The organism is Salsipaludibacter albus (assembly GCF_019798055.1).
Classification (GTDB): domain Bacteria; phylum Actinomycetota; class Nitriliruptoria; order Nitriliruptorales; family Nitriliruptoraceae; genus Salsipaludibacter; species Salsipaludibacter albus.
Map to the genome: position 1 here is coordinate 1 of NZ_JAHOPH010000006.1, position 14,015 is coordinate 14,015.

The 14,015-nt window shown below is 72.5% G+C and carries 12 protein-coding genes; 1 reads left to right on the plus strand and 11 read right to left on the minus strand.

Features of this window, described 5'->3' with window-relative positions; genetic code table 11:
• The 5 genes from KR546_RS05065 to KR546_RS05085 form a co-directional block, all read right to left on the minus strand.
• The coding region (locus KR546_RS05065; protein WP_238443618.1) for a GTPase at nt 1-1,014 on the minus strand (1,014 nt) is incomplete at its 3' end.
• Entirely contained in the window at nt 1,011-2,789 is a 1,779-nt protein-coding gene (locus KR546_RS05070; protein ID WP_238443619.1) for a dynamin family protein, read from the minus strand. The genes KR546_RS05065 and KR546_RS05070, both read right to left, overlap by 4 nt.
• A gap of 114 nt (nt 2,790-2,903) precedes the next feature.
• Entirely contained in the window at nt 2,904-3,632 is a 729-nt protein-coding gene (locus KR546_RS05075; RefSeq protein ID WP_238443620.1) for a mycothiol-dependent nitroreductase Rv2466c family protein, read from the minus strand.
• 117 nt (nt 3,633-3,749) lie between these two features.
• On the minus strand, nt 3,750-4,916 hold the full coding sequence (locus tag KR546_RS05080; RefSeq protein WP_238443621.1) for an aminotransferase class V-fold PLP-dependent enzyme: 1,167 nt from the start codon (nt 4,914-4,916) through the stop codon (nt 3,750-3,752).
• Complete coding sequence (locus tag KR546_RS05085) at nt 4,913-6,505, minus strand: acyl-CoA mutase large subunit family protein (protein ID WP_238443622.1); 1,593 nt, start codon at nt 6,503-6,505, stop codon at nt 4,913-4,915. The genes KR546_RS05080 and KR546_RS05085 overlap by 4 nt, the downstream gene beginning before the upstream one ends.
• A gap of 157 nt (nt 6,506-6,662) precedes the next feature.
• On the opposite strand from KR546_RS05085, the gene KR546_RS05090 reads away from it, so the two are divergent.
• Nucleotides 6,663-6,911, plus strand: a complete 249-nt coding sequence (locus KR546_RS05090) for a hypothetical protein (protein ID WP_238443623.1) — start codon at nt 6,663-6,665, stop codon at nt 6,909-6,911.
• Between the two features lie 31 nt (nt 6,912-6,942).
• On the opposite strand, the gene KR546_RS05095 is transcribed toward KR546_RS05090, so the two are convergent.
• From KR546_RS05095 to KR546_RS05120, 6 genes are all read right to left on the minus strand, one after another.
• Nucleotides 6,943-7,641 carry a dienelactone hydrolase family protein gene (locus KR546_RS05095; RefSeq protein WP_238443624.1) on the minus strand — a complete coding sequence of 233 codons (699 nt, stop codon included), beginning with the start codon at nt 7,639-7,641 and terminating at the stop codon, nt 6,943-6,945.
• A gap of 120 nt (nt 7,642-7,761) precedes the next feature.
• Entirely contained in the window at nt 7,762-9,066 is a 1,305-nt protein-coding gene (locus tag KR546_RS05100) for a Gfo/Idh/MocA family protein (RefSeq protein WP_238443625.1), read from the minus strand.
• A 21-nt stretch (nt 9,067-9,087) separates the two neighbouring features.
• A complete protein-coding gene (locus KR546_RS05105; RefSeq protein ID WP_238443626.1) occupies nt 9,088-10,956 on the minus strand; it encodes a hypothetical protein in 1,869 nt (622 codons plus the stop codon).
• Between the two features lie 48 nt (nt 10,957-11,004).
• A complete protein-coding gene (locus KR546_RS05110; RefSeq protein WP_238443627.1) occupies nt 11,005-11,196 on the minus strand; it encodes a hypothetical protein in 192 nt (63 codons plus the stop codon).
• A gap of 117 nt (nt 11,197-11,313) precedes the next feature.
• Complete coding sequence (locus KR546_RS05115) at nt 11,314-12,066, minus strand: succinate dehydrogenase/fumarate reductase iron-sulfur subunit (protein ID WP_238443628.1); 753 nt, start codon at nt 12,064-12,066, stop codon at nt 11,314-11,316.
• A complete protein-coding gene (locus KR546_RS05120; protein WP_238443629.1) occupies nt 12,063-13,982 on the minus strand; it encodes a fumarate reductase/succinate dehydrogenase flavoprotein subunit in 1,920 nt (639 codons plus the stop codon). The genes KR546_RS05115 and KR546_RS05120 overlap by 4 nt, the downstream gene beginning before the upstream one ends.
• Nucleotides 13,983-14,015 lie beyond the last annotated feature (33 nt).

Genomic DNA, 14,015 nt, shown 5'->3' on the forward strand with positions numbered 1-14,015 from the left:
GGCCAGTGGTGCCCGGCCGCGCGCCTGCCAGCGGCGGGACACCGGCCACCCCGTGGCGCGACGCGCCCGGTGACGGTGGTTGGCGGCGACCGCGTCGAGGATCGACGGGGCGCCCGCCGCCACCATGGCGGCGTCCACGACGTCCTGGTGCCGCCGCCGGGTCTGGGCAGAGCCACCGTCCGGGGGCACCTCGTCGGCCAGCTGCCGGCCGAGCTGGCGCAGGTCGGCGACGATCCGGTCACCGGCGGCCCGGTGGTCACCGACCGACGCCGCCAACTGCTCGCGCAGGACGTCGATGCTGGCGGGGTCGTGCACGGACGTCGCGATGACCTCCGCCCCCTCCAGGCCGGCATCCGCGAGCAGCCGGCGGAGGTCACCGACCACCCGGTCCCGACCGGACGCGTCCAGTCGGTCGACCCGGTTCACGACCACGGTCAGCACCCCGCCGTGGGCGCGGAGCGGCACCAGCAGGTCCTGGTGCACCGATGCGTCGGCGTACTTCTCCGGATCGACGACCCAGACCAGGCGATCGGCGACGGCGACCATGGCCGCCGCTCGCTCGCGATGGGCGGTCCGGACCGAGTCGTGGTCGGGCAGGTCGAGCAGGACGAGCGAGTCGAGCTCGGGATGCGCCGACACGGCGACGTGCTGCCAGCTGTCGAGCCCGAGGTGGACCATGAGCTCGCTGACCGGGTCCGCGCTGACCACGGCGGCCAGCGGCACGCCCGTCGTCGGACGGGTCACGCCGACCGTGGCCAGGTCGACCTCGAGCAGGGCGTTGAACAACGAGGACTTGCCGACCCCGGTCGGTCCGGCCAGCGCGACCACGGTGTGCCGGCCGGACACCGTCAACCGCCCCCGCGCCCGCCCGAGCACCTCGGCCAGGGCCCCGCGTCGCGCCGGTGGGAGGCGTTCACCTGCCACCTCCGCCAGCGAGCGCGCGGCGATCAGGCGCCGTCGCAGGTCGCCGCCGGTCGGGTCGGTCTGGTCACTGAGGCGTGCCGTCTCGGTCACAGGCCGGCCTCCCGCCGGGCCACGTCCAGTTCCACCTGCTCGGCCCCCAGGCGCGCGGGCCACGTCGGGTCCAGCGCGAGGTCGTCCAGGGCCGTGCGGAAGCCTGCCGCCTCGGCCGTCGTGAGGGCACGGACCCGGCGGACCAGCGCGTCACGCGCCTGGGCCGTCATGGACCGGACCGCCTGGTCACCGAGGATCGCCTCGAGCAGTCGTTGGGCGACCACCGACGTCCCACCCGCGACGCCCACCTCGGCCCCGGTCAGCCCGCCGGTCGAGGCGAACACGGCCACCATCAGGGCGGCGGCGGCGCCATTGAGGCCGAGCGCCACCATGCGCGCCGAGTTGCGCTTGTCGCCGGCCTGGTCACGGACCAGGTCGACGACCTCGTCCTGCCAGTCCCGCACCAGTTCGCGCGCGGCCGTCGACAGGCCCGACGGGGTCGCCAACCCCGGGTCGACCAGGTCCGCACCGGCGCCGGCACGCCAGGCGCGGACCGTGTCGCGGCGGGCGCGCTGGAGGGCGTCCACGACCACGGCGGCCAGGCCGTCCTCGACCGCCTCGGTCAGCTGCTCCTCGGGGCGGCGGCCACGACGGAACATCGCCTGCACGCGGTCGCGGAGCCGACCGACCCCGCTCTCGAGCCACCGCAGGAGGTCGCCGGCACCGACGAAGTCGTGCCACCGGGCCAGCACCTCGCCCCGCAGGACCCGACCGTCGTCGATGGCGTCGAGGATCGTGGCGACGGCATGGTCGTGGGCGACGTCGCAGCGTCGCGCGAGCTCCTGGGCGGCGCCCACCTGGTCCTCGACCGCGTCCTCGACGATCCCGACCCGGTCGGCGACGCTGGCCAGCGCCCCACGCAAGGTGGCGTCGGCGACCTCGCGACGAGCGCGCTCGTCGCCTGCCACCGCCTCGAGGTGCTCGACCACGGCCTCCACCGCACTCGCGGGGAGCAGCCCGTCGGCGGTCGGGGCCACCGCCGGGACCACGAGGAGGGCGGCCCGGTCCAGGCCAGCCTCGTCCAGCAGTCGTCGGAGGTGGTCCACGACCTCGCGCCGCTCGGGCGCTTCCACCCGGTCCAGCACCACCGCGACCGAGGTGCCACGTCGGGCAGCGGTGCGCAGCAGTTCCCACGGCACCGCGTCGGCGTAGCGGGCGGGGGTGGTGACGAACAGCCACAGGTCTGCGGCACCCAGCAGTTGGCGGGCGAGCAGTCGGTTCGCGGTGTCGACCGAGTCGATGTCGGGCGCGTCCAGCAGCGCCAGTCCCGACGACAGGGCCTGGCTGGGGACCAGCGACAGCACGTCCGGCGCCGGAGGATCCGACGAGCCGACGACGGATCCGGACGGCAGCACCGCCCGACGCAGGCCCGGCAGGATCCGGTCGCCACGGAAGGCCGCGAGGTCGGCCGGGTGGTGCACCAGCACCGGCGCACGGGTCGTCGGTCGCAGCACACCGGTGCGGCTGACGGCGTCCCCGACCAGGCTGTTCACCAGCGTGGACTTGCCGGCCCCGGTCGAGCCACCCACGACGGCCAGCAGGGGTGCCCCGCGGTCGAGCAGGCGGGGCAGCAGGTGGTCGCGGAACTGGTCAGCGAGCTGGCGCTGGACCTCCCGTCCGGTCTCGGCGGACGGCAGGGGCAGCGGGAGGCGGACCTCCGCGACGGTCCCGGCCAGCGTGGTGGCCGCCCCGACGAGACCGTCGGGGGCGGCAGGATCGGGCGTCGCGGGCGCGGGGACGTGCTCCGGGGAGGAGCCGGGGGTGGGATCGGACATGCGCCCAGCCTAGGAGTCCACGGGAACGGTCCGGGGGACCCACCACCACCCCCCGGACGCCGCATCGCGAGGGCGCGGGGGCAGGCGTGGGTGGTTCGTCGTCGCGGCGGGGGCTCAGGCCGCCCCGAGCCGACGGAACAGCTCGTTGTCGATCGGTTCGCGCAGCGAGCGCTTGATCTCGGCGAACGACGGCCACTGGGCCAGGGTGGTCACGGCGTCCCACAGTTCGACGGCCTGCTCGTCGCTGGGCGTGGTCGAGATGACCGGGCCGAAGAAGGCCGGGCCGTCCGGCGGATCGAAGGACAGGATCGGCGTCCCGACGTCGCCCCCGGTGCGCTCCATGGCCTCGTCGGTGGACGCTCGCAGCTCCTTGTCGAAGCGCTGCTCCTCGCTGGCATCGGCGAGGCTGGTCGGCAGTCCGACCTCCTCGAGGATCTCCGGAAGCTGGTCGACGACCGCCTGCTGGTGGTCGCTGACCGTGTCCCAGAAGGCGTCGCCCTCGACCGGTCCGTCGACGTCGGGTGCCGACTCCCACAGGCGGGTGCCCATCGCCTCGTAGAGCGGTCCGACGACCTCCTCGCCGTGGGTGTCGCGTGCCGCCGCGGCGACACGCAGGAGCTTGGTGCCCACCACGTGGCTGTCGTGCACGGCGCCGTCCTCGTCCTCGTTGAGGATCGCCAGCGAGATGAAGCGCCAGTGGGCGGTCACGTCGGTCTGGCGCAGGACCTGGCGGAACCACTTGGACGTCTGCCAGCAGAACGGGCACACCGGGTCGAAGAAGAACTCGACGTGGCGCGCGGTGTCCGTGTCGTCGGGGGTGCGGGTGGTGCCGGGGGTGGCCACGGGGGATCCTGGGTCGAGAATGGTTGTCGCTTCATGCAACGGGGGTGGCCGCCCCTTCCTTCCCCCGCACTCGTCCGATCGGCCCCCGACCCGGGGGAGCGCGGGGAGGGTGGCCCGTCAGGCGTCGCCGAGCTGGCGACCCAGCACGTCGGCCAGTCGGTCGTGGTCGCGGTCCGACGTGTAGGCGTGGGTCGAGATGCGCAGCACCAGCCGACCGTGGTCGGGAGTCACCTTGGCCTCGATCCCCCTGGTCCACAGGCCCCGCTCGATCGCGCGACGCCCCGCGTCGTCGGCGGGCCCCGCCGAGTCCGGCAGCACCACCGCACGCATCCAGCCGGCCCCGGGCAGCACCTCGCCACCGACCGCCTCGGCCACCGCCTCCGCACCGGCGCGCGCCCGGGCCTCGAGCTCGTCGGCCCGGGCCAGGATCGCGACGGCCTGCGCGACCACCTGCTCGGCCACCAGGACCGGCCCCGGATCGACGGTCCCCTGCCACCGGGAGTTGCCCGGGAACGGCTCGTCGTCGAACCACGACGACACCACCGAGCCCAGCCGGTCGTGGTGTCGTTCGGCGACGACCAGGGCCGCGAGGGCGGGTGGGGCACAGGCCCACTTGTGGAGGTTGCCGGTCCAGGCGTCGGCACCGACGTCGGCACGGTCCGGCGCGACCTGCCCGGGCACGTGGGCGCCGTCCACCACGACCACCGCGCCACGGGCGTGGGCAGCGGCGACCACGTCGTGCACGGGCAGTGGCGTGGCGGTCGCGGACACGAACTGGTCGACCACCACGCCGGTGGGACCGTCCTGGCCGACCCGGTCGAGCGCTGCCGCGACCATCGTGGGAAGGGCCTCGGGGATCGCCGGGTCGGTCGCCAGCACCTCGATCGTCGCCCCGGTGGCGGCTGCTCGTCGGACGAGGTTGGCCGCGACCGAGGGGTAGGCGACGTCGGTGCACACGATCGTGGTGTCCGGGTCCCATGGCAGCACCCGCAGCGCGACGTCCATCCCGACGGTCGCGTTGGGCACCAGCGTGGTGTCCTCGGGTCGGGCCCCGACCAGCCCGGCGACCGCCGCCACGGCCCGCGCGTGGTGGTCGAACCACTCGCGGTCGTAGCCGCGCATCGGGTTGGCGGCCACGTCTCGTCGGGCGGCCTCCACCGCCTCCAGGGTCGCCGTCGTGATCCCGCCGAACGACCCGTGGTTGGTGTGCACGACGTCGTCGTCCAGCGCCCACGCCGCCGTCGAGCCGAACAGGTGCCCCACCTCCGGGTCCTGCTCGCTCACATCGTGTCCCGGGGGACGTAGTCACCCCACTCGCCCCGCAGCACGTCGCAGACCTCCTGCAGGGTCGCGCGGTACTGCAGGGCGTCACGCATCGGCGGCAGCAGGTTGTCGTCACCACGGGCGGCGTCGCGGACCGCGTCGAGCGCGTCGGCGACCCGGTCGGCGTCGCGGTCGGACTTGACCTGGTCGATGCGTGCGACCTGCTCGTCACGGATGGCCTCGTCGACCCGCTGCAGGTCGGGCTGGGGGTCCTCGTCGGAGGTGAACCGGTTGACCCCGACGACCACCTGTTCCCCGTCCTCGATGGCCTTCGCGATCGCGTAGGCGGAGCGCTCGATCTCGCCCTTCTGGAAGCCCTCCTCGATGGCCGCGACCGCTCCCCCGTAGCGATCGATCCGCTCGAGGTAGTCGTCCACCTCGGCCTCGATCCGGTCGGTCATCGCCTCGACGAGGTAGCTGCCCGCCAGCGGGTCGACGCTGCTGGCGACGTCGGTCTCGTGGGCGATCACCTGCTGCGTGCGCAGCGCGAGCCGGGCCGACTCCTCGGTCGGCAGGGCCAGCGCCTCGTCGTAGCTGTTGGTGTGCAGCGACTGGGTCCCGCCCAGCGTGGCCGCCAGTGCCTGGATCGCGACCCGGACGAGGTTGACCTCGGGCTGCTGGGCGGTCAGCTGGACACCGGCGGTCTGGGTGTGGAACCGCAGCATCATCGACTTGTCGTCGGTCGCACCGAACCGGTCGCGCATCAGCCGTGCCCAGATCCGGCGTGCGGCCCGGAACTTGGCGACCTCCTCGAGCAGCGTCGTGCGTGACACGAAGAAGAAGCTCAGCCGGGGCGCGAAGGCGTCGACGTCCAGGCCGGCGGCCAGCGCCGCCTCGACGTAGGCGATGCCGTCGGCGATCGTGAACGCCAGCTCCTGGACCGGCGTCGCCCCGGCCTCGCCGATGTGGTAGCCCGAGATCGAGATCGTGTTGAACCGCGGGAGGCGCTCGGCGCAGTAGCCGAAGGTGTCGGCGACCAGTCGCAGCGAGGGCTTGGGCGGGTAGATGTAGGTCCCGCGGGCGATGTACTCCTTGAGGACGTCGTTCTGGATGGTGCCGCGCAGCGCCGACGCGTCGACGCCCTGCTCCTCCCCGGCGATCTCGTACATCAGCAGCAGCAGGGCCGCAGGTGCGTTGATCGTCATCGAGGTCGAGACCTCGTCCAGCGGGATGTCGTCGAACAGCGTCTTCATGTCCTCGACGGTGTCGATCGCCACGCCGACCTTGCCGACCTCGCCCTCGGCGATCTCGGCCGACGAGTCGTAGCCCATCTGGGTCGGCAGGTCGAAGGCCACCGACAGGCCCGTGGTGCCCTGGGCGAGCAGGTACTTGTAGCGCGCGTTGGACTCCGCGGCGGTGGAGAACCCGGCGTACTGGCGCATCGTCCAGTGACGGCCCCGGTACATCGTCGGGTACGGCCCGCGGGTGTAGGGAAACTCGCCCGGCGCGCCCAGGTCCGTCACCGGGTCGAACCCGTCGAGGTCCTCGGGCCCGTAGACCGTCTCGATCGGGAAGCCGCTGACGGTCCTGGCCTCGTCCTGGCTGCTCATCGGCACGCACTCCGTCATCGTCGGGATGGGGCCAGCCTAGGTCCTGCCCGGACCCCGGACCCGTCGCCTGGCGGCGGTGCCGGGTGGGCCCCACGGCCACTGGTCCGCGTGGCCATGAGGCCTATCGTCGCGTGTGACCGGACAGACAGGAGCCACCATGTCGACCCCCGACGTCCCCGGCTTCGGCGAGGGCCTGGAGAACCAGGTCCCGCTGGAGCAAGCCCCCGACGAGTCATCCGACGAGGATGGCGAGCACGACCCACCCGTCGACGACCCCGACACCTCCGACCACGACGAGCGCGAGCCGTCCGAGGCGGAGGTGCTCCACGACGACCCGCCCGCCGACGAGGCCGACGACGTCGACGAGGGCGGCGCGAGCGAGGATCCCGCCGGCCCCCCCGCCTAGGCACCTGTCCTGCGGGCCGCGGGCCCGTGTGTCAGCCGAGGTGCTCGTGGAGGAAGGCGACGGTGTCGCCCCACGTCTGCTCGGCGAGGTCGGCGTCGTAGGTGCCGAACGCGTCGCCGTCGTTGAAGAAGGCGTGGCCCGCGCCCTCGTGGATGCGGATGTCCACGCTCGGGCTGGCGGAGTCCTGCAGCTTGGCCTCGAGGTCACGGACCTGCTCCGGCGGTGCGAAGTCGTCCTCGCTGCCGAAGTGGCCCAGGATCGGTGCCGTCACGTCGCCCAGGTCGACCTGGTCGTAGCCACCGACGCCGTAGTAGGGCACGGCGGCCCCGATCCGGTCGCCCTGCTGCGCCGCCAGCACCAGCACGAACCCCCCGCCCATGCAGAAGCCGACCGCGCCGACGGTGTCACTGGTGACCGCGCCGTGGCCCTCGAGGAAGTCCACCGCCCCGGCCAGGTCCGTGGCGGCCTCGTCCACGGGCAGGTCCTGCATCATCTGGCCGGCCTCGTCGGCGTCGTGGGTCGTGGCACCGCCGTACAGGTCCGGGGCCAGCGCGACGAAGCCCTCCTCGGCGAACCGGTCACAGACGTCCTTGACATGGTCGGTCAGTCCCCACCACTCCTGGATCACGACCAAGCCGGGGCCGGCGCCGGACTCGGGCGTGGCCAGGTAGCCGTGGGCGCTCCCGCCGTTGCTGGGGAAGGTCACGTTCTGGTGGGGATTGTCGGCCATGGGGCCCTCCTGGGGCTCGTTGCGTGGACGGTCGGGTGCGGGGGGGACGTGGTCAAGGTCTGTCCTCGAGCGTAGGTCCCGCCCGATCACCGACCCCCGCCCGTTCGTGCGTCCGGTCGGTCACCAGGCGAACTCGGCGAGGTCGACGACCCGTGACTCGCGACGCGCGAGGTCCCCGGCGAAGGCCAGCCGGTGGGACACCAGGCTCTCGGCCAGGCCCGACGGGATCTCGCCGCGGCCGTCGTGCAGCGCGGTCAGGACGGCGCGCACCATCCCGGCGTCGCCGCCACCGTGGCCACCGGCGGCCGTCTCGTCGCCGTGCGTGTGCGTGTCGATCGTGCGCATCCGTCCCGAGCGGAAGTCGGTGACCTCGAGGTGACGTCCGTCGCCCACGACCTGGCCGTGGGTGGCGAAGACCCGGGTGCGGCGCCCCTCGGACGGCGTGAAGGCGGTCAGCGTGAACGCGACCGTGGCGCCGCGTGCGAACTCGATCGTGACGACCTGGTGGTCCACGACGTCGTTGTCGAGGTCGTAGACACAGCGTCCCCAGGGCCCGTCCCGCAGCGCCGACTCGACCCGCTCGGGCGTCGGGTCGATGCCGCCGACCGCGATCCGGGCGAAGTAGTGGGCGCTGGCGTCGGCCGGGTCCAGGCCGCGCCGGTACAGCCGGGCCGCCGAGTACGGGCAGTCCGGCTCCACCTCGCAGTCCACGCACCGGTCGGCGGCCCCGTCGGGACGGTGCTCGGCCCGGAAGTGGCCGCGGCTGCCGAACGACGACACGCGGACGGGCTCGTCGCCCACCACGGCGTGGAGCCAGTCCAGGTCGTGGCAGGACTTCGCGAGGAGCAGGAACGACGACGTGTCCCGTCGGCGCCAGTTGCCACGCACGAACGAGTGGGCGAAGTGCTCCCAGCCGATCGGCTCGAGGTGCTGGACGGCCATGACCTCGCCGAGGTCACCCGTCGCCAACAGGTCGAGCAGCGTGTGGGTGTAGGCCGTGAAGCGCATGACGTGGCACACGGCCACGGTGACCCCGGTGCGGTCGGCGGCGGCCACGATGGCGGCGATCCCCTCGGCAGTCGGGGCCAGCGGCTTCTCGACCAGCAGGTCGTAGCCGAGGTCGGCCAGGGCGACCACCGGGTCGACGTGGTCGCGGTCCTGGGTCGCCACGATCGCGAGGTCGGCGAGTCGCGGCCGGTCGACCAGGTCCTGCCAGGACGCCAGCCGGGCGTCGGCGGGGAGGTGGAGCCGATCACCGACGTCGTCACGCACCTGCGCTCGCGGCTCCGCGATCGCGACCACCTCGGCAGGGACCCCGACCGTGCCGACCAAGTCGGCGTAGGCAGCTCCGCGCGCCCCGGCCCCCACCACGACGACCCGCAGCGGACGATCCAGCCCCCGCCCCCGCCCGTCCGCCAGGTTCACGAACCCCTCGGTGCCGCCCACCTATTGGTAGGAGATGAAGTGCGGGGTCGGCTCGACCTCGGCGGTGTCCTCGGGCGAGCGGATCTCGGGCACGTCCTCGTCGTAGAAGTTCTTCCAGCCCCACCACAGCTCGTCGGGCCCCGCACCGGTGATGGATGCGTAGGTCGCGTCCTTGTCGTCCTGGGCACCCTGCCCGTCGACGTGCACCATCGTGGCCACCTCCGGGTGGAACCGCAGGTCCTCGCGGTCCGACAGCATCGACAGCCGGAAGTTGTGGACGATCAGCAGCTTCTGGGGAAGGACCTCGTCGCGCACCAGTTCGGCCAGCCAGTCGGCGACCTCGTTGACCTCGGCCGTCTCGACGGTGCCGATCTGCTGGAGGTGGACCTCGTCGGGCTCCAGGCGCCACTCGGGGTCCAGCGCGAGCCCCACGTTGGGACGACGCAACAGGTCCTCGAGGGTCTGGGCCTGGGTGAGGAAGTCGGTGCGCCCCGGCTGGAGGTCGAGCACGACGTACAGCCCGGCCTCGGTGGCCGCGTCGACCCACTCGGTGACCAGGTCGAGGTCCTCGGGGCGCGAGTAGTCACCGTCGTCGCCGGCGTCCGCGGCGGCGATGGTCGTGATCAGCTCGAAGGCGGGCTGCACCTGGCTGTCACCGAACAGGCCCTCGTACTCGGCCGCCAACTCCTCGACGAACGCGATCGAGCCCTCGACGTCGCGCTCCCCCAGCACGCCCAGCGCCGGCCCCGAGGGGTTGCCGTACGTCGCGATGAACGTGCGGTCGGGGAACAGGACCAGCCCGCCCCCGTTGAGCTCGGGCGCGTCGGCCGCGATGGTGAACAGGGCCGGCCAGTCCGGCTCGACCGTGGACATCGGGATGCCGTCCGGCCACTGGTCGTCGGCCACGGCCAGCAGGGTGGTCTCGGCCTGGGCCGTGACGTCGCGCACACGGTCGTCGGTGCGCGGGTCGGCGGAGCCCCAGCCGACCGCCTCGATCCCGAGGACCGCCAGGGTGGTGCGCAGGTCGGCCGGCACGTCAACCAGTTCGTCGTCCGTGTCGTCGTCGGTGTCGTCGTCTGGGGCGGAGGATGCGGCCTCGGTCGCCGCGTCCTCGCTCGGGTCGGCGCTGGGCTCGTCCTCGGCCTCGGCACCCTCGTCGTCGGCACCCTCGTCGTCCGGCGCGGTGCGCACGACGACGACCAGGCCCGGGGCGGGCTCCGGCGACGGAGCAGCCTCGGCGTCGGCCACCATCGCCTCGATGGCCTCGGGGAGGGTGACGTTCGCTGGTGCCGAGGTCGCCCCGTCCCCGGAGTCCTCGACGGTGACGGCGTGGACGGTCGCGGACGTCTCGGGCGGCGTGCCGACGGCCACGACGTGGGCCGTCGACCAGCCGGCCAGCAGCTCGGTCGGGCTGGCCGCCGCGTCGGCGGTCGGCTCGCTCGACGGAGCGGCCGACCCCCCGGAAGGACCCGCCGACGGGCTGGCGGTGCTGGTCTCGTCGGATCCACTGGCGCCGTCGGCCGTCGACGCGTCGAGGAACAGCAGGGGGGCGTGCAGCGACTCGGCCAGCTCGACGGCCTCGTCTGCCTCCGGGCCGGTCGAACTCGACGACGTCACCACCACCGGGGCGGTGGCGACCAACGTGGCCGCGGCCGACGTGCCCAGGCTCGCCACGTCGGTGGCGGAGAGCGCCACCACGCCGGGCTCGAGTTCGGCGAGGGCCGGCGGCGCCCACCCGGATGCAGTGGGCTCCGACGCGTCGGCCTCGGCCGGGTCGGCGCCCTCATCGGAGGACTGGTCGGCCCCCAGCAGCTCGGAGGGGCCGTCCTGGTCGAGGTTCGTCGCGCCCCACACCAGTGCCCCCGCCACCAGGACGGCAGCGAGCAGCACGAGGACTTCTCGCGCTCCCGGACCGGAGCGCCGACTTCGCGCCATCGATCAGGCCGTGCGGTCAGCCGCGACGTCGGCCTCGTGCTCGGCGACGCTCGGGTGCTCCTGGTCCTTGCGGAGGTACTGCCACGCGACGATTCCCAGTCCGACCACGGCCAGCGGGATCCGCAGCGGCGCAGGCGTGTAGCGCCACACGCGGCGGACCAGCGGCGCAGCCGCGATCATCTTGGCGATGTCCATGGAAGGCCCTCGGGTGCACGTTCGGCGACGTCGGTCAGGGTACTGGCGTGCCCGACCGGCCGACCCCCACCCTCCGGTCGTGCGGCGGGTTCGACAGCGACGGTGCGCGTGTCGCGATCAGGCGCTGCGGCGGTTGCGGAACTTCGCCTTGGCGTAGTCGGCGTTCATCATCGCGATGAAGTCGATCGAGATCTCCTTCGGGCACGCCGTCTCGCACTCGCCCATGTTGGTGCAGGAACCGAAGTACGACTCCATGACCTCGACCATCGACTCGGTGCGCTCGTCCCGCTCGGCCTGTCCCTGGGGGAGCAGGTTCAGGTGGGCCAGCTTGGCGGAGGTGAACAACTGGGCGGCACCGTTGGGGCACGCCGCCACGCAGGCACCACACCCGATGCAGGCCGCGGCGTCCATCGCCAGGTCGGCCGTCTCCTTGGGGATCGGGGTGAGGTTGGCGTCCTGGGCCTGGCCGGTGTCGACCGTGACGTAGCCGCCGGACTGGATGATCTCGTCGAAGGGCGAGCGGTCCACGACCAGGTCGCGGATGATCGGGAACCCACTGGCCCGCCAGGGCTCGATGACGATCTCGTCGCCGTCCGAGAAGGTGCGCATGTGGAGCTGGCAGGTGGCCGTGCCACGCTGCGGTCCGTGCGGGATCCCGTTGATCATCACGCCGCACGTGCCACAGATGCCCTCACGGCAGTCGTGGGAGAACTCGATCGGCTCGTCGCCGTCGTCGGTCAGGCGCTCGTTGACGATGTCGAGCATCTCCAGGAAGGACGCGTCCTCGGAGATGTCGGTGGCCTCGTAGGTGACGAACTTGCCCGGCGCGTCCGGCCCGGCCTGTCGCCACACCTGCAGCGTGAGGTTCACTTGTAGCTCCTCTGGGTCAGCTTGACGTAGTCGAACTCGAGTGGCTCGACGTGCTTGTGCTGGGGCGTGTCGAGCCCCTGCCACTCCCAGGCCGACACGTAGGCGTAGTCGTCGTCGTTGCGCAGGGCCTCGCCCTCGTTGGTCTGGGACTCCTCGCGGAAGTGGCCTCCGGCCGACTCGCGCCGGTCCAGGGCGTCACGGACCATCAGCTCACCCAGCTCGAGGAAGTCGGCGACCCGACCGGCCTTCTCCAGCGACGAGTTGAGGGTGTCGCCCGATCCGGGCACGCGGACGTCGGCCCAGAACTCCTCGCGCAGCGCCGGGATCTCGCCCAGCGCCTTGGTCAGCCCGTCCTCGTTGCGTGCCATCCCGCAGTACTCCCACAGGATCTTGCCGAGCTCGCGGTGGAAGTGGTCGACCGTGCGGCTGCCGTCGATCGCCAGCAACTGCGTGGTCTGGTTGGCGACGACGGACTCGGCTGCGGCGAACGCGTCGTGGTCCAGGCCGACCTCCGGCTCGTTGAGCTTGTCGGCCAGGAAGTCACCGATGGTGTAGGGCAGGACGAAGTAGCCGTCGGCGAGTCCCTGCATCAGTGCAGAGGCGCCGAGCCGGTTCGCACCGTGGTCGGAGAAGTTGCACTCGCCGATGGCGTAGAGACCGTCGACCGTGGTCATCAGGTGGTAGTCGACCCACAGCCCGCCCATGGTGTAGTGGGGGGCGGGGAAGATCCGCATCGGGACCTCGTAGGGGTCCTCGCCAGTGATCCGCTCGTACATCTCGAACAGGTTGCCGTAGCGGTCGGCGATCGTGTCCCGGCCGAGCCGGTCGATCGCGTCGGCGAAGTCGAGGTACACCCCGTTCTTGAGCGGACCCACGCCGCGGCCCTCGTCGATGACGATCTTGGCGTTGCGCGACGCGACGTCACGCGGCACCAGGTTGCCGAAGGACGGGTACTTGCGCTCGAGGTAGTAGTCGCGCTCGTCCTCGGGGATGTCGCGGGCGCGACGGTCGTCGCCGACCTCCCGTGGCACCCAGATGCGGCCGTCGTTGCGCAGCGACTCGCTCATCAGGGTCAGCTTGGACTGGAACTCGTCGCTGGCCGGGATCGCCGTCGGGTGGATCTGGGTGAAGCAGGCATTGGCGAAGAACGCGCCCTTGCGGTGGGCACGCCATGCGGCCGTGACGTTGCAGGCCATCGCGTTGGTCGACAGGTAGAAGGCGTTGGAGTAGCCCCCGGTCGCGAGGACGACCGCGTTGGCCTCGTGACGGGTGATCTCGCCGGTGACCAGGTCACGGCAGATGATGCCGCGCGCCCGACCGTCGACGACCACGACGTCCAGCATCTCCTTGCGCGTGTGGGTCCGCACCGTGCCGGCGGCGACCTGGCGTTCCAGCGCCTGGTAGGCACCCAGCAGCAACTGCTGGCCGGTCTGGCCGCGGGCGTAGAAGGTCCGCGAGACCTGCGCTCCGCCGAAGGAGCGGTTGGCCAGCATGCCGCCGTACTCGCGGGCGAACGGCACGCCCTGGGCCGCGGCCTGGTCGATGATGTCGTTGGACACCTGGGCGAGCCGGTAGACGTTGGCCTCGCGCGAGCGGTAGTCGCCGCCCTTGACCGTGTCGTAGAACAGCCGGAAGATCGAGTCACCGTCGCCGCGGTAGTTCTTGGCGGCGTTGATGCCGCCCTGGGCGGCGATGGAGTGGGCCCGCCGTGGGCTGTCGTGGAAGGTGAACGCCTCGACGTTGTAGCCCAGCTCCCCCATGGTGGCGGCCGCGGACGCACCGGCCAGGCCGGTGCCGACCACGATCACCCGGAACTTCCGCTTGTTGTTGGGGTTGACCAGGCTCATGTCGAACTTGTGGTCCTCCCACATCGTCTCGATGGGGGCGTCGGGGACCTTGGAGTCGAGCACGCTCATGCCTTGCGTCCTTGCCGTCTGGTGGCCCGCTGG

Bases quoted from the DNA above. Each gene is read 5' to 3' on its own strand.
- KR546_RS05095 (WP_238443624.1), bottom strand. From the start codon at position 7,641: ATGGCCGACAATCCCCACCAGAACGTGACCTTCCCCAGCAACGGCGGG.
- KR546_RS05085 (WP_238443622.1), bottom strand. From the start codon at position 6,505: ATGAGCAGCCAGGACGAGGCCAGGACCGTCAGCGGCTTCCCGATCGAG.
- KR546_RS05090 (WP_238443623.1), top strand. From the start codon at position 6,663: ATGTCGACCCCCGACGTCCCCGGCTTCGGCGAGGGCCTGGAGAACCAG.
- KR546_RS05070 (WP_238443619.1), bottom strand. From the start codon at position 2,789: ATGTCCGATCCCACCCCCGGCTCCTCCCCGGAGCACGTCCCCGCGCCC.
- KR546_RS05120 (WP_238443629.1), bottom strand. From the start codon at position 13,982: ATGAGCGTGCTCGACTCCAAGGTCCCCGACGCCCCCATCGAGACGATG.
- KR546_RS05110 (WP_238443627.1), bottom strand. From the start codon at position 11,196: ATGGACATCGCCAAGATGATCGCGGCTGCGCCGCTGGTCCGCCGCGTG.